Origin of the sequence: Flagellimonas meridianipacifica, from assembly GCF_003001695.1 — a bacterium.
Classification (GTDB): domain Bacteria; phylum Bacteroidota; class Bacteroidia; order Flavobacteriales; family Flavobacteriaceae; genus Flagellimonas; species Flagellimonas meridianipacifica.
Map to the genome: position 1 here is coordinate 1,479,423 of NZ_PVYX01000002.1, position 14,821 is coordinate 1,494,243.

Annotated in this window: 15 protein-coding genes; 4 read left to right on the top strand and 11 right to left on the bottom strand. The window is 38.3% G+C overall.

All coding sequences use genetic code 11. The features are described from left to right. Genes CLV81_RS16785 through CLV81_RS16795 form a run of 3 tightly spaced genes read right to left on the bottom strand, consistent with a single transcriptional unit; the run spans position 1 to position 1,985 of the window. Positions 1 to 660: a peptidoglycan recognition protein family protein gene (locus CLV81_RS16785; protein WP_106146563.1), complete on the bottom strand. Its 660-nt coding sequence runs from the start codon at positions 658 to 660 to the stop codon at positions 1 to 3. A gap of 2 nt (positions 661 to 662) precedes the next feature. Continuing rightward, positions 663 to 1,085 carry a 3D domain-containing protein gene (locus tag CLV81_RS16790; RefSeq protein WP_245912072.1) on the bottom strand — a complete coding sequence of 141 codons (423 nt, stop codon included), beginning with the start codon at positions 1,083 to 1,085 and terminating at the stop codon, positions 663 to 665. 27 nt (positions 1,086 to 1,112) lie between these two features. After that, a complete protein-coding gene (locus tag CLV81_RS16795) occupies positions 1,113 to 1,985 on the bottom strand; it encodes a pirin family protein (protein WP_106146565.1) in 873 nt (290 codons plus the stop codon). Between the two features lie 50 nt (positions 1,986 to 2,035). Between CLV81_RS16795 and CLV81_RS16800 the strand changes: the two genes are divergently transcribed. Next, positions 2,036 to 3,370, top strand: a complete 1,335-nt coding sequence (locus tag CLV81_RS16800) for a serine hydrolase domain-containing protein (protein ID WP_106146567.1) — start codon at positions 2,036 to 2,038, stop codon at positions 3,368 to 3,370. 330 nt (positions 3,371 to 3,700) lie between these two features. Here CLV81_RS16800 and CLV81_RS16805 read toward each other — a convergent pair whose 3' ends face one another. Both CLV81_RS16805 and CLV81_RS16810 read right to left on the bottom strand, forming a co-directional pair. Continuing rightward, positions 3,701 to 4,831, bottom strand: coding sequence for an ATP-grasp domain-containing protein (locus tag CLV81_RS16805; protein WP_106146569.1), 1,131 nt, complete (start codon positions 4,829 to 4,831; stop codon positions 3,701 to 3,703). Between the two features lie 19 nt (positions 4,832 to 4,850). Continuing rightward, a complete protein-coding gene (locus CLV81_RS16810; protein WP_106146571.1) occupies positions 4,851 to 5,693 on the bottom strand; it encodes a 1,4-dihydroxy-2-naphthoyl-CoA synthase in 843 nt (280 codons plus the stop codon). Between the two features lie 144 nt (positions 5,694 to 5,837). On the opposite strand from CLV81_RS16810, the gene CLV81_RS16815 reads away from it, so the two are divergent. After that, positions 5,838 to 6,881, top strand: coding sequence for an L-dopachrome tautomerase-related protein (locus CLV81_RS16815; RefSeq protein WP_106146573.1), 1,044 nt, complete (start codon positions 5,838 to 5,840; stop codon positions 6,879 to 6,881). A gap of 19 nt (positions 6,882 to 6,900) precedes the next feature. Here the strand turns inward: CLV81_RS16815 and CLV81_RS16820 are convergent, their stop codons facing one another. Together CLV81_RS16820 and CLV81_RS16825 are read right to left on the bottom strand one after the other, a co-directional pair. After that, positions 6,901 to 8,139 (bottom strand): glycosyltransferase, encoded by a 1,239-nt coding sequence (locus CLV81_RS16820; RefSeq protein ID WP_106146575.1) that lies wholly within the window; start codon positions 8,137 to 8,139, stop codon positions 6,901 to 6,903. Positions 8,140 to 8,143: 4 nt separating this feature from the next. Further along, positions 8,144 to 9,655 carry a DEAD/DEAH box helicase gene (locus CLV81_RS16825; protein WP_106146577.1) on the bottom strand — a complete coding sequence of 504 codons (1,512 nt, stop codon included), beginning with the start codon at positions 9,653 to 9,655 and terminating at the stop codon, positions 8,144 to 8,146. A 235-nt stretch (positions 9,656 to 9,890) separates the two neighbouring features. Between CLV81_RS16825 and CLV81_RS16830 the strand changes: the two genes are divergently transcribed. Next, positions 9,891 to 10,754: a sigma-70 family RNA polymerase sigma factor gene (locus tag CLV81_RS16830; RefSeq protein ID WP_106146579.1), complete on the top strand. Its 864-nt coding sequence runs from the start codon at positions 9,891 to 9,893 to the stop codon at positions 10,752 to 10,754. A gap of 403 nt (positions 10,755 to 11,157) precedes the next feature. Here the strand turns inward: CLV81_RS16830 and CLV81_RS16835 are convergent, their stop codons facing one another. From CLV81_RS16835 to CLV81_RS16845, 3 genes are all read right to left on the bottom strand, one after another. After that, the gene (locus CLV81_RS16835) at positions 11,158 to 11,514 is read right to left on the bottom strand and encodes a hypothetical protein (RefSeq protein ID WP_106146580.1); all 357 of its coding nucleotides are present in this window, start codon (positions 11,512 to 11,514) and stop codon (positions 11,158 to 11,160) included. Beyond that, positions 11,514 to 12,260, bottom strand: coding sequence for a hypothetical protein (locus CLV81_RS16840; protein ID WP_106146582.1), 747 nt, complete (start codon positions 12,258 to 12,260; stop codon positions 11,514 to 11,516). The genes CLV81_RS16835 and CLV81_RS16840 overlap by 1 nt, the downstream gene beginning before the upstream one ends. 195 nt (positions 12,261 to 12,455) lie before the next feature. Continuing rightward, positions 12,456 to 12,866, bottom strand: a complete 411-nt coding sequence (locus CLV81_RS16845; protein ID WP_106146584.1) for an acyl-CoA thioesterase — start codon at positions 12,864 to 12,866, stop codon at positions 12,456 to 12,458. A 187-nt stretch (positions 12,867 to 13,053) separates the two neighbouring features. Between CLV81_RS16845 and CLV81_RS16850 the strand changes: the two genes are divergently transcribed. After that, on the top strand, positions 13,054 to 13,905 hold the full coding sequence (locus CLV81_RS16850) for a phosphatidylserine decarboxylase (RefSeq protein WP_106146586.1): 852 nt from the start codon (positions 13,054 to 13,056) through the stop codon (positions 13,903 to 13,905). Here the strand turns inward: CLV81_RS16850 and CLV81_RS16855 are convergent. Then, positions 13,902 to 14,801 carry a DUF72 domain-containing protein gene (locus CLV81_RS16855; protein ID WP_106146588.1) on the bottom strand — a complete coding sequence of 300 codons (900 nt, stop codon included), beginning with the start codon at positions 14,799 to 14,801 and terminating at the stop codon, positions 13,902 to 13,904. The genes CLV81_RS16850 and CLV81_RS16855 overlap by 4 nt on opposite strands. Between the last annotated feature and the right edge of the window lie 20 nt (positions 14,802 to 14,821).

A 14,821-nucleotide genomic window follows, 5' to 3' on the forward strand; every position in this document is an offset into this window, starting at 1 on the left:
TTATTTTGTTGGAAGGGGTTTAAAATTGAACGCTTTGGTGGAGTTTCGCACTTTATTCATAAAATCAGGACCGGGGTCTGTTTTCACTGTTCGATACCCATCGTCCACTTCCAACCAAAGGGGATGGTTTTCAAAATCTGTATACTCGTGATGACCAATAAGGTATTCAATGTCATATTTAGTGGCCAGATAATTCACTAACCATACATTGGCCTTTAATTGCTTACGAGTTAAAGGGGTTTCTTCCGTTCCACCCACATTTTCAACTCCAATGGCACAATGGTTTAACCCTATTACGTGTCTGGCCATCGTTGTTTCCGGCATAAGCCTGTAAATTGTACCATTTTGGTCTATCAAAAAATGAGAAGACACATTAAGTCCGCTTACACTTTCAATATCTGGTCGCCAATTAGGGAGAGTTGGGCTCACGAACGCATTGAATGACCTCTCCAGTGTAGGAATGGCCGTCCAGTGAAGCACTATCATCTTAGGTTCAATTGTTGGAGTATCTTGGTTAAGATTATAGCGCTGCTCCAAGTACTCCTTGGTAAGTTGTATCCGCTGGTCATTGAAAATAATAGGCTTATCCACTATTTCTTTTTTGCTGGCACATCCAATCAGCAAGAAAAACAAAAAAAGAACATAATAAAAAAGCCGCATATCTACCGGTTTAGTGTTGAAGTGGTATCTAAAGGTATGGCAAAACAAATATCGATTTTTTGCTTTCCCCATTCTCTTGCCTTTTTCACATCCACCCCCATATAAATATCAATTCTATTTCGCCATCTACGATTCATTTTATCCTTAACATAAAAAGTGTCTGGCCAAGTTCCAATTTTTACCATGGTATTGTGACCCAATCCCATTTTTATCAAATCACGAGATACAGCAATGCTTTTCATACCGGGTTTCAATGTATCCCCCCATGCTGCAATATTTGGATTTTCGGCTTTGGTCTGCCAGGATAGTGAATTATATGCAGAAGCGGTAACTTCCAAAGAGCGCCATTCAAACTTTGGGTTTTCCACCTCTACTTTTTCTTGGCACGAAACAATAAAAGGCAATATGAGTAGGAGCTTTTTCAAATCAGATTAAAAGTACCACAATTTGAATCATTTAGGTAAAGGAACATAGCTTGAATCATTTTCCATCATTGGGAAAGACCAATCCTTCCATGCATTTTTTGCATTTTCGATTTTTTCCTTGCTGCTTGAAACAAAATTCCAATAAATATGTCTCTCCTCCGGAAATGCCTCGCCACCAAAAAGTAAAAGATGTGAATTTGGCTGTAGGGTAACCTTGCAGGTGTCTTCTACTTTGGAAACGAGAATATTCCCTTTTCCCACGTCCTGTCCACAGGCGGTAATACCACCTTCCACAACGCATATGCCAATCTCACCTTTTAAATCATCTTGAACATCCAGTACATACTCATCCTGATTTTTTATTTCTATCATAAATAGTGGTGAATAAACTGGGACAGGGGATTTTTTCCCATAACCCTCACCAGCCACTAAAGTAAATTTAGTATTGCTGTCTTGCCATTTAGGAAGGTCTGTTGCTGGAGTATGATGAAATTCAGGCTCCATTTCTTCCAATTCTTTGGGCAAAGCAATCCAAATTTGGTAGCCATGAGCCGTAAAAACCTTTCCATTTCTTAGGTCTTTTGGAGTGCGTTCCGTATGGCTTACACCTTTCCCTGCGGTCATCCAATTTACTGAGCCTGGACTAATTCGTTGTTTGGTCCCCATACTATCCTCATGCATAATCTCGCCCTCTAGCATATAGGTCAATGTTGACAATCCGATATGAGGATGTTGGTCGACGTCCATGTATTTTTTTGGACCCAATTGTGTAGGCCCCATATGATCAATGAAGATGAAAGGGCCTATCATACGCTTTTTTCGAAATGGAATCAAACGACCTACTAAAAAGTCGCCAATATCACGGCTTCTCTCTTCAATGATCATTCCTAGGTTGGACATGCGGTAAATTTTTATATTTAGTTCTTGAAAGTTACAACAAATCTTAATCCATGAAATACGTAAAAAGAATACTCTTACTGTTATTGGTTGTCATTGCCATAGTTGTTTATCTGAATTACTCCAAGCTGAACATCATCAGCGGTTATGCATCAAAATACATGGCTTCCGCAACCTACCTGGCAGAACGGGATTCTTCCTCAATCGTAAATAATGACTTAAAAATGCCTTTGGTGGAATTGGCCGAAGTCTCTTTGGATTCAAAAAACAGTTCCGCTTCCGCTTCCGTTTATGGATTGATGAATCGCAAAGCTATTGACCGGCAGGGTTTGGGAAGTGTTCTTGTTGATTCTGATTATGACGAAAATGAAAACTATTTACAACCCAAACGTGATTTCAATAAAATCGAAAAACCATATCCTTTTGGACATCTTGAAGCTAAGGACACCTTACTGCCTGAAGTGAATTACGACCAATTAAATAAAGCTATTGCTTTGGCTTTTTCAAATCCAGAAGTGCAAAAGACACGTACTGTAGCTGTACTACACAAGGGATATCTTTTAGGAGAGCGATATAGCGAAGGGTTCACTAAAGATACCAGAGTCTTGGGCTGGTCCATGACCAAGAGTATATTGGCTACTTGCTATGGAGTTTTGGAACATCAAGGAAAATTGAAAATGGATTGGCCCGCACCTATTCCAGAATGGAAAAATGATGACCGAAGCCAAATCACGCTGAATCATTTATTGCGTATGCAAAGTGGATTGGAATGGGAAGAAGATTATTCCAAAATTTCTGATGTAACTCGTATGTTGTTTTTGGAAGACGATATGACCGTTGCCCAAAAAGAAAAAGAACCTGTGGCGAAACCAACAGAAATATGGAATTACTCTTCGGGCACCACAAATTTACTTTCTGGAATTTTGCGACAACAGTTTCGAAGCCATCAAGAATATTTGGATTTTCCTTACCAAAATTTGATTGACAAGATAGGTATGCATTCCATGATTTTGGAAGCCGATGTTAAAGGAAATTATGTGGGTTCTTCGTATGCCTGGGCCACTACCAGGGATTGGGCTCGATTTGGCCAATTGTATTTGGATAAAGGCGTCTGGAATGGGAAACAAGTCTTTGATTCCTCTTGGGTGGACTATATCACTGAGGTGACCCAGGACTCTGATGGCACTTATGGTGCTCATTTTTGGTTAAATGCAGAAGGAATATATCCAGATGTTCCTAGAGATTTGTTCTCTTGCAATGGATTTCAAGGTCAGCATGTGTTTATAATTCCTTCTAAAGAACTGGTGGTTGTACGTACCGGTTTGGCAGAAAGACCCGATTTTGATGTCAATGGATTTCTATCTGAAGTGATAAAATCCCTTGAATAAATAGGCTAAATGTCTTAAAATAGTCCGAAAACCACACAGAAAGGCCACTTCACAACATAATTTTCCTACACTTGAGGTCTAGCACTACATTTACAATGTAAAAAATAAGCAAGTAAATTTTTTCATTTTCATATAGTGTTCTCGTAAAAGAGTCTTGACCCAAGTGGCAAGGCTCTTTTTAGTTTGTTACATTTTTTAAGTGGTAGTTTGATTGCTTGGTTCCAAAAGGAGAACGCCAAATAATTCCAAAATAAAATGGGGCTGAACAAATCCATTAACTAAGTTTCTGGCAATTCCCTACCCATTTATTCTTCTTTTCAATAAGACGCTTTACCCAAATAGTCTACCATAAATGGTTCTTTTGGCAACAACAATCCATGGTATTGGATCGTAAAAAACAAATTTTAATGGGGTTGAAGACCAAAGTTTTCTCAAGTTAAACAGAATGCCTGGATTTCGTCTAATTAGTTTTAATGCTCCGCTACGGTTATAAAACGTTTTGGTATCATACTCTGCATTTTTAATCTTTTTACCAAAGGCACTTAGCACTAACAATTGAGGGAAATTAACTCCCACATAGAGAGAGGCTAAAATAGATTGCCAAAATCTACCATTCACCTCAATCACCTTGTAACCCAGCTGTTTTTCATCAAATCGTAAATCTACATGAGCCACTCCAGTCCAATTTAAAGACTTCATCAGTGCTTTAGTTACTTCAAGGACTCCTTCATTGTGTTCAAGTATAACACCATCATGGGGAGAAAAAGAAGTTTTTCCTGGTAATACCCCCCTTTGGATTGTATGCTGAAGTATTTCTCCTTCTTTGCACAATACACTACAGTCAATGTCGAATCCTTTTATATACTCTTGGATAAAAACTGTTTTTCCGTCTTCTCCCAAACTAGGGATTAAATCGTTAAACTCTTCTATATCGTATATCAACATAATTCCTTGACCGCTGCCACTTTCTTTACCTTGATGCGGTTTGATCAGAATTGGAAATGAAAGTTTCAAGTTGTCCTGGGATAGAGGTAATTTAAAGGTTTGAAAAGCAGGCCCAGGAATATTCTTGGATTGTAAATGTTCCGAGAATACTATTTTGTCGTTTACCACTTCTAAAGACCATTTTTGTGGGAGAAGAGGCAACCCAACTGTTTCAATAAATCGATGACTATATTCCAAGATAAAGTCTATCATTGGGGGCATGATTGGAAATAATAAGTCAATTCCTTTTGAATGACAGAGGTTGTTAATGAAGGCTAAGAACGCTTCGTTACCTAGTTCTGAAGAAAAGCTAGTAAAGCTCTTGACATATTTAGAATATTGAAAAGGATGAGTTTTGTTTTTCGATACTATATGGATATCAAGCCCATCCATAGTTATCAAACAATTAAAAACATGAACAAAAAGACCCTCTTCGGCGTCGGGTATTAAAATCGATATTCTTTTTGTTTTTGACATAAGTTAAAAAACCAATCCACTAAGGTATCCATTGATCCTTACCAAAATTAGGTTTACGTTTTTCCAAAAAGGCATCCCTGCCCTCTTTGGCTTCATCGGTCATATACGCTAATCGTGTAGCCTCACCAGCAAAGACCTGTTGACCTACCATGCCATCGTCTGTTAGATTCATGGCAAACTTTAACATTTTTATGGATGTAGGCGATTTTTCCAAAATCTCCTGTGCCCATTGGTAGGCAGTAGCTTCTAACTCATCATGAGGAATAACTGCGTTAACCATGCCCATTTCAAAAGCTTCCTGCGCAGAATAGTTTCTTCCTAAAAAGAATATTTCACGAGCCTTCTTTTGGCCAACCATCTTTGCCAAATAAGCAGAACCATATCCTCCATCAAAACTGGTGACATCCGCATCTGTTTGCTTAAAAATAGCATGTTCTTTACTGGCCAAGGTCATATCGCAAACCACGTGCAAACTATGTCCGCCACCCACGGCCCAACCAGGAACAACCGCAATAACAACTTTGGGCATAAAGCGAATTAAGCGTTGCACCTCTAGAATGTTAAGGCGATGATATCCGTCTTCACCAACATAGCCTTGGTGCCCCCTTGCCTTTTGGTCGCCACCACTACAAAAAGCCCATTTACCATCTTTAGTTGAAGGGCCTTCTGCAGAAAGAAGTACAACACCAATGGAAGTATCTTCTTGTGCATCATAAAAAGCTTTGTACAATTCGCTAGTGGTTCTAGGACGGAATGCATTCCGAACATTGGGTCTGTTAAAGGCAATTCGTGCCACACCATCGCTCTTTTTATAGGTAATGTCTTCAAATTCGATAGCGGTCTGCCAATTGGGTGATTTCATATAAATAATTTACTCTTACAAAGAAATGAATTTTCAAATTGACTTTTTTACCAAAGCACTGGTGCAGCATTCAACTAATCAACCGGAATAATCATAAAAACCAACGTATCTTGCATCATACTAAAATGGACTAAACGCTCAGGTATGAAAAAAACAATTTTTACCCTATCAATCGCTCTTATTGCATCCTTCTGTATTGAAGCTCAAAATGAGAAGGCAATTCAAATAATTGCAGAAATGGATATTAGGCCAGGAAACGTTGCTGTCTCTCCTTCGGGAAGAGTCTTTACTACAATACATCCTTTGGTCAACCCCACATTTCAATTGGTTGAAATAACTGGTAAGAACAGCTATGAAAATTTTCCGAGCACAAGCTATCAAAACGATTCGAAAACACCGTCAACAGATAAGCTGGATGCCCCACTGGGAATTCGTATCGACAATCAGAATAGGTTGTGGTTAATCGATGCTGGATTGAATTTAGGAACAACTCGTTTATTTGCTTTTGATATCGAAACTAAAAAGGAGGTTTTTCGATATGATTTCCCCCAAGAAATTGCTCCAAAAGGAAGTTTTGTCCAAGACTTGGCCGTTGATGAAAAAAATGGATGGGTGTATCTGGCAGATATTGGTAATCCTGGAATTCTTGCATTACATCTTGAAACAAAGAAAACAAGGCGCTTTGCAAATGAATCCGTTCAAGCTGAGAAAGTGGATATGATCATAGATGGTCAGCTAATCAATTTTGGTGGTGCTCCGGCGAGCGTTGCCATTAACCCTATTACCTTGAGTGCTGATAAGGAAACTTTGTTTTACGGGGCCATGAATGGAACTACTTGGTATCAGTTACCTACAGAAATGTTTAGAAATGGTAGAACCGATTACGATATTGATAAGAATATTAAAATAATGGGGCCAAAGCCTGTTTCTGACGGGGCTGCCACTGATGCATCTGGCAACCACTATTTTACAAATATTCAACACTATGGAATTGATGTTTTAACATCTGAAGGGGATCTAAAGCCCTTAATCCGCGATGCCAAAATTGATTGGCCTGACAACGTTTCACTAGGCCCGGACGGATGGATTTATATGACGGTAAATCAACTGCATAAAACTCCAGCTTTTACTGGGGGAACTGATGAAGGAAAAGGTCCTTTCTATATTTACAGAATGAAATTGGAGTAGAACCTCCAATAAATAACCTTTATCCTCTATTTTTTTCTTCAATCCACTTTCCCATGTATTTTGTCGCAACCATACTTTGATGTTGTAGTAAAGCTCCAATAAAGTTTTCGTTGCGATGTTTCAAAATACTTTCAGATATTCCCTCAAGGGTTTTTTGTAGCCTTTGTTGGTGCTTTGTTTTCGAATATTGAACATTTATGGATTCCAAACCTTGTTTTTGGGCTTCACACCATAGTTCCCTTGTCGAATACAATTGGACCGCACAGTCCATAAACGTTTTTGGGTCATTGTTCTCAACGGATTGTATGGATGGTAAATTTAAAGACATCCCCTCTTCCCCTATTTTGGTGGTAACAACGGGAGTTCCATTTTTTAGAGCATCCGTAATCTTTCCTTTGATTCCGGCACCAAAACGTAAAGGTGCCAACACGATGCGTGCTTTTTGAATTTCCACATCCAAATTTTCTATCCAACCTAGGACATGAAACCCTTCCTGAGGGGCATGCATTTGTTTTATCTGTTGTGGTAAATAAGCCCCATAAACCTTTAGATCCGCTTTGGGAAGTTTTTCTCTTATCAGTGGCCATATGGTTTCTTTCAGATAAATGATGGCATCTACATTGGGCTTATGTTTTCCATTGCCGTAGGTGATAAAATCCTTTCGTTCTTTAAAAGATGGCCATTTAGCTTGGGTAGTTTTAGTTACTTCTTCCATCATAAAGGGAAGATGCATCAATAGGTTTTCTGGAATCTGAAGTTCTTCCAGAAGTGTAATCATTTCAAATTTGGAAATCATTAAACTCAAATCACTCCGATAGATACTGGCAATTTCTCGTTTAGTGATATCTCCACCCTTCCATTTTTCAAGGGTGAACTCCTCCCCTTTTTTATGATATGCTTCACGGGTTTTTCTAAGAGAGTGCAAATCTTCAGTATTTAAAATCTGAATGGCTTTTGGAGCATGTTCCGCAACACGCCAACCAAATTGCTCTTCTACCATGAATCGGTCAAAAACCACATATTGAGGATTGAGCTCTTTGATAAAATCATCAAAACTAAAATGGTTGAGCTGTATGGAAGCGGTTTCAACCCCAAGTTTTTTCAAATTCAGGGAATATTCGGTTTTAGAGGCTGTGGAAACAAAGGTAACGGACCATCCAAAGTGTGAAAAAGCCTCAATTAGTTGAACCATTCGATGTCCCGCCGCCGTTGTAGTCGGCTCGGGCCAATGATGCCCAATAATAAGTACTTTGCTCATCAAATTACATCATGGCTGCAAATTTCTTGGAGATATTGGAGCGTAATTTACGTTCGTAATCTTCCTCGAGCCATTCTTTGTAGTTTTTGGTATTGTTCATAATACAATAGGAATATTGCCTTACCCTATACTGAATCTCTTCCTTGAGTTCTTTGGCCAGGATTCTGGCATCAAAAACGTCCTCACTGTTTTCCACACAGATTTGGGCATGTTGTTCAATGCTTCGCTCCAATACCAACTTAGACTTCAACCCTTCCGCAAATACCTTTTTGTACTCTGCCTTTATATCAAAATGGATGTTTTCTGATTTACTGAACTTGGCCTTTAATTCATCTGGCATTTCATAGACAAACTCGCGTTCAATGTCCTCATCATTTTTGATGTTCTCCAGATAGAAATCCGGGAAATGAAAGATTTCCTGCCAATCTACCGGTGAATCCCATGGCCCAAACCGTGCAATGTTGTTACCCAAGTCGACAACGTTGAATTCACTTTTGTTAGGAAGCACTCGAGACCCCCTTCCAATCATTTGGAAGTATAGCGTCAAAGACCTTGTAGCTCGATTTAGGATTATGGACTCCACAGTAGGTTCATCAAAACCCGTGGTAAGAATACTGACCGAAGTCAAAATAGCATCCGGGGTTTTGGAAAACCATTCTAATATTTCAGCTCTTTCCGTGGCTGTATTCTTATTATCAAGATGTCTGATATTGTACCCCGCTTTTTTGAAAGTTTCATAGACGTACAACGAGGTACTGATTCCGTTATTAAAAATTAGCGTTTTGGTTCCTTTGGCCAATTCTTCATAAGCGGCAACCAATTTGCCAAGCATGCTTTGATTGCTATAAAACTCGTCTGAAGACTTAACGGTGTAATCGCCGTTTATTCCAATCTTTAACGTCCTTAGGCTAACATCATAATTATATAAATTGGCCTTTGCTAAAAACTGTTTGTTGATTAAGGATTGAATGGACTCTCCTACAATTAAATGCTTGTAATGGTCCTTCATGGGGAGCTTGATGTTCGAACTTAAAGGCGTAGCCGTTACCCCGAGTATAGTAGCATTCTCAAAATACTTGAACAGTTTTCTGAAGGAATTATAATGGGCCTCATCAATAATCACCAATCCAATGTTATTGATTTGTACTTTTTCTTCTTGCAAACGGTTGTTCAAGGTCTCCACCATGGCCACGAAGCACATATAATCATCTTGGTCATAAAGCTCCTTAACCTCACTGTTGATGATGGTATTGGTAACCCCAAAACCATTCAACATATTCGAAGTCTGTCTGCTCAGTTCGATTCTGTGAGTTAGAACAATTACCTTTTTTCCAGTTTCCTGAATATATTGCCTAGCAATTTCGGAGAATACCACTGTTTTACCTCCACCTGTGGGCAACTGGTACAAAATGTTGGTCCCTGCAGGAAGCTCGTGTATTTGGTTGAAGATTTTTTTCAAATCTTCGTGTTGGTAATCGTAAAGTGTTTTCGTGTTTTTGACCTTTTGTATTTCCAAAAAAAAGGGTGTTAAGTTTTATGCTGCATCAAACCTTACAAAATTAGTTGTTTTTTACACCTGTTTTCAGGTTTAACATTGCTTTAATATCAATAGACTATTAACAATGTTTTTGCTGATTAAATCATAGCGAAAATTCTTCATAACATTTTAATAAGTATCCAAAAATGCGCTTGGAATTGTAATGTGGTTGAAGTAATATCATACCCGGAATAACCTGAAACCACTATTTCGTATGAGGCAACTGAAGATTGTAAAGCAAGTAACCAACAGAGAGTCCAAATCCCTTGACAAGTACCTACAGGATATCAGTAAAATTGATTTGATTACCGCCCAGGAAGAGGTGGAACTGGCACAAAGGATTAAAAAAGGAGACCAAGTGGCGTTGGAAAAATTGACAAAGGCCAATCTCAGATTTGTTGTTTCAGTGGCTAAACAATACCAAAACCAGGGGCTTACCTTGCCAGATTTAATCAATGAAGGGAATTTGGGATTGGTAAAAGCCGCTCAACGATTTGATGAGACCCGAGGGTTCAAGTTTATTTCTTACGCAGTTTGGTGGATTAGACAATCTATTTTACAAGCTTTAGCCGAACAAGCGCGAGTGGTTCGCCTTCCATTAAATAAAATTGGTACCATTAACCGAATCAAAAAGACATTTTCGTATTTGGAACAGGCCCATGAGCGTCCACCATCTCCCGAGGAAATAGCAAAGGAATTGGATATGACTGTCTCTGAAGTGAAACAATCCCTAAAAAATATTGGTCCGCATGTTTCCATGGATGCACCATTGAAAGAGGGAGAAACTTCAAGCTTATACGATGTTCTAAATGTGAGTGAGTCCCCAAAACCTGATAAGGGATTGATGCACCAGTCCTTAAACACAGAGATCAACAGAGCTTTAGATACCCTAACACCAAGGGAAGCGGATATCGTAAGATTGTACTACGGAATTGGTGATGAGCCATCGATGACTTTAGAGGAAATAGGGAACGCTTTTGATTTGACCCGGGAAAGGGTTCGTCAAATTCGGGAAAAGGCGATTCGAAAACTAAGACATGCTTCCAAAAACAAAAACCTTAAATCCTACTTGGGATAGGAAATAAAAAAAGGAGCCTATTGGCTCCTTTTTTCTGTTATTTATTTAAAGCTATTGGGGTAATTCAGCTGTGTAATGTTGAAGTCTGTCAACATTTGGTTTAAATCTCGAATAAAATTCAAGTAAGCTGCGTTTTCTTGGTTTTGATTTTTCATGGGACTAAAGGTATTTTGATTTGAGACTATAGGTAATCCAATTCTACCAGTTCGTTCATACTCAATATTTCGTTCAACTCTTGAAGAAAGGCCAAGTATTCTTCTCCGTAGGTATCGTATAACATAACTTAGGTGGTTTTAAGTTTGGGTATTCATTACTCTTCGTAAACCTAACTTAAAGATTGAGGTATTACAACAAATTGTGGTGAAACTAAGGGTTTTCGTTGTGAAAAAAATGTGAACATTTGTTATTCATCTGATAAAATTTCCAAGGAAAGCTCAAAATCTATATCTACATCGACATCTGACTTTGGAGGATGGATATCAAACTCCTCATACAAAAAGCATAGACTCATGGGGAGGCGTTCCAATTCTTTTTGTTCCAATTCCAAGCGCTTTTGCAAAAGACATTTTACTTCATATGCCCTAGTGCTGATTTTTAAAGTTTCCATGCACTCAAGCTCTTCCAACAAGGAAATTTCTTTTTCATCACCAAGCTCCAGAATTTGCTCGAGCAAAATCAACTTGCACTCTTCATCTGTTGTGAACTTGAACAACTGATAAAAAACGCTTTGGTAATAGTCTGGTAATAATTCTGGTTCCATTATTTCTTAAATAGAAGCATGTTTTTGTCCAAAAGCTTTTCTACTTTAGGATATTCCTCTAAAAATTGGTTATATAAGAAATTCAAATGTTTCAAATCATTATCCGATTTGCAAACTTTTGACATTTGTTCAGTGATTTCTAAAAGCGTATAACAATGTAACATCCTTAAGGAAGGTCGTACCTTTTGGCAAGAAAAATCCAATCCCCGTACATTTTTGCTTTGTAGATGTACCTTGGTCTTACCTACAAATTCAAAAATGTTTTGTTTATAAAGTCTGGCCAATTCTTCCATCAAATCCATTCGGTGCATGCATTCCTCCCAAAGAGGTACCAAGTTGATACGGTCATTATCCTTGGTTCCTAAACTTTTCTCGACACTATTATCTTCTTGTTCCGAGGAACCTGAAGTCATGCATACTTGCCTCAGTTCTTGCAATAGCTCATTCTGTTTTTTATTGAGTCCAGATGCATCAAACTCGTCAAGCAACAGGTTTACCTTTTCCAGTGCCCTCTTGTAGTCTGTTTTGTTTTCTGCTTTTGGTTTTAAAATACCTATCTCCTCGTAGATTACCTCCAATTCATTTGTTGAAGGGACACCAAATACCTTGTTTTCAAGACCGTTTTTGAATTCGTTGAATGTTCTCTTTAGTTCACCCGCTTCCGAGGTGTTCAGTTCTTCATACGAAAAACTGCTGAGACCAATCTCAAGTTTTTCCAAATAGCGTAATAATTCTGCGCTTCCCATGTTACCTATCTAAATGCAATAGGTAATTTGACCATTAAAACCTGTTTGGCCAACTAATTGTTTTGAAGGGTAGGTTTTTTGTTGTCAAAATGCGGTTTACGTTGGTATAGTAATTTGCTAACAAAACCTGCAGAATAAAAGGTATCAATCAATTACGGTAAGATGGAATGATAGAACAATTGTTTGGGTACTGAATTACCCTGATACTTCCTTTTCTTTTTTGGCCAATCGGTCTTTTACGTACTCGACTTTGGTTTTTCCATGCGGTTTCGGATTTCCCATATCATCAAGGTTGACCATAATGATATTGTCCACGGTAACAATACTCTCATGGGTCATTTTATTTCGTACTTCACAGTTCAAGGTTATAGAGGTTGTTCCAAATTTTACAACTTCTATCCCAATCTCTATGATATCGCCTTTTTGAGCATTGCTCATGAAATTGATTTCAGACATATATTTGGTCACTACTTTTTTGTTCTCCAATTGAACAATGCTGTATAGTGCTGCTTCCTCGTCAATCCAAGCCAGTACTTTACCTCCAAACAGAGTCCCATTGGCATTTAAATCTTCAGGCTTGACCCATTTTCTCGAGTGAAATTTCATCAGAATGTTTTTGGGATATACGACAAAATTAAAGCTTTGGCCTATGACTGATTTTTCTGTAACACTTTTAACAAAAACATTATTATTTTGATAAAATTTGTTAATGATGAAATAAACTTTTCTTAATTAAGAGCCGTAAAAAATATCTTCTAAATAAATTCAGGCATCGATCAAAACAACAACCATCATGCAAACCAGTGTCGAATACTATTCAGACCCTAGCTTTACCGTTTTTCAAGTGCCAGATTGGAGGGCAAAATTTTACAAATACCTTTCTTTGGAATTATGGGGTAATCTACCCAGCCCTATTCAACGTTATCTTTCATCCTGGTACAGTTCCGTCTACAACAAGCCATACTCCAAAAAAATCATCAAATCCTACATCCGACTTAATTATTCGGATAAGGACTATCTGGACAAGTTCAAACCACCTTTTGGAAAGGAAGAATTTGAATCCTTTCAAGATTTCTTCATAAGGGAATTCAAGGAACTACCACTGAATGACAGCCCTTTTGTCTGGCCTTGCGAAGGTCTGCTATGTGACGAGAACAAAGTTGAAAATCTGGATTACGTTCAAGTGAAAACCGATATCCGCTCAGTAACAACAGTTTTCGGTTTGAAATACAACGAAATCCCAAAAAACTACACGTTCACCAATGTGTTTTTACATAACAAAAACTATCATAGAATTCATTCACCTATAACAGGAACCATTACTCGGATTCAACATATCCCAGGAGATTTGATTGTTTTACGTCCCTGGATTTATAAACAGAATCCGTCCATCCCGGCATTCAGAAATGAACGGTACAACATTGATATTGAAGATGAAAGAGGTCGCACATGGTATTTATCCATTGTGGGAGGGCCTGCGGTAGGAACCATAGAACTTTCCGCAAATATCAAAATTGGAAGTGAAGTGAAACAGCTCCAAGAGCTTTCATTGTTTTATTTGGGGTCCACATGTTGTATGGCTGCACCTGTTTCGCCAAGGTTCCATACCAAAAATACCTTTGTGGAAGTGGGTATTCCCTATTAAAACAGACTTGGTGGACTAGGTTGCACTAAGGTCGACGGAATTTTCAATTCCGAACCAAAAGCTTCGTTCAAGTTCTTAATAAAATAGGCTGAAAGCAAGGGAGATTCCAACTCCAAATTTTGATGTACAAAAAAGTGTATGTTTTTCAACCCTTGCAGTTCCCATGCTTTTAATCTTTTTACCCAGTCATCCAATCTTGGGTAATCCGATTCGTGATTGGCGCCAACATATCGAATAAAGGCCTCGTTGTTTGTTAATCGCATATGCATAAGGTCTCTTCTTCCCGCTGTGTCTACCAAAACATTGGCAATATCATTTTCTTCAAGAAGGTGATATAGTTCTTGAGCTACTTTTTCATCATTGAACCAGTCCGTGTGCCTAAATTCCATGGCCAACGAAAATTCTTTGGGCCAATATTCCACAAATCGCACTACCCTATCCCAATTTTTGGGATTGAAATTATTGTGCATCTGTAAAAAAATGGTTCCCAATTTCTCTTTCAATAAGGAGGTTACTTCCAAATAGCGATCTACAATGCCATAAACCTTGTCGTTCAATCTTCTTAAATGGCTCACTTCGTTGGTCATCTTTGGAAAAAACTTAAAATCATCTGGAGTTTTATCATACCACTTTTCATACTGCTCAGCAGGGAATATTCGGTAAAACGTAGCATTTAGCTCAATGCAATTAAACTGTGATGAATAGTAGACCAATTCATCTTTTGTACCTCTTGGATAAAAGTTTTTTAAATCCTGTCTGTTCCATTTGGCACAACCTACAAAAATATTTGAAGGACCTTTGTCCTTGTTTTTTCCCAATACGCCCGCAGTTTCCGGGTGATCCGCAGGTATTGTAAAATCGATGAGTTCAGGCTGTTCTACCTTTCCAAATTTCATAGGTGTGTTATTAATACGCT

Coding starts and splice junctions, on each gene's coding strand:
- CLV81_RS16840 (WP_106146582.1), bottom strand. CDS start 12,260: ATGGGAAGCGCAGAATTATTACGCTATTTGGAAAAACTTGAGATTGGT.
- CLV81_RS16785 (WP_106146563.1), bottom strand. CDS start 660: ATGCGGCTTTTTTATTATGTTCTTTTTTTGTTTTTCTTGCTGATTGGA.
- CLV81_RS16855 (WP_106146588.1), bottom strand. CDS start 14,801: ATGAAATTTGGAAAGGTAGAACAGCCTGAACTCATCGATTTTACAATA.
- CLV81_RS16810 (WP_106146571.1), bottom strand. CDS start 5,693: ATGAAATCACCCAATTGGCAGACCGCTATCGAATTTGAAGACATTACC.
- CLV81_RS16805 (WP_106146569.1), bottom strand. CDS start 4,831: ATGTCAAAAACAAAAAGAATATCGATTTTAATACCCGACGCCGAAGAG.
- CLV81_RS16795 (WP_106146565.1), bottom strand. CDS start 1,985: ATGTCCAACCTAGGAATGATCATTGAAGAGAGAAGCCGTGATATTGGC.
- CLV81_RS16835 (WP_106146580.1), bottom strand. CDS start 11,514: ATGGAACCAGAATTATTACCAGACTATTACCAAAGCGTTTTTTATCAG.
- CLV81_RS16820 (WP_106146575.1), bottom strand. CDS start 8,139: ATGAGCAAAGTACTTATTATTGGGCATCATTGGCCCGAGCCGACTACA.
- CLV81_RS16815 (WP_106146573.1), top strand. CDS start 5,838: ATGAAAAAAACAATTTTTACCCTATCAATCGCTCTTATTGCATCCTTC.
- CLV81_RS16830 (WP_106146579.1), top strand. CDS start 9,891: ATGAGGCAACTGAAGATTGTAAAGCAAGTAACCAACAGAGAGTCCAAA.
- CLV81_RS16800 (WP_106146567.1), top strand. CDS start 2,036: ATGAAATACGTAAAAAGAATACTCTTACTGTTATTGGTTGTCATTGCC.
- CLV81_RS16845 (WP_106146584.1), bottom strand. CDS start 12,866: ATGAAATTTCACTCGAGAAAATGGGTCAAGCCTGAAGATTTAAATGCC.
- CLV81_RS16850 (WP_106146586.1), top strand. CDS start 13,054: ATGCAAACCAGTGTCGAATACTATTCAGACCCTAGCTTTACCGTTTTT.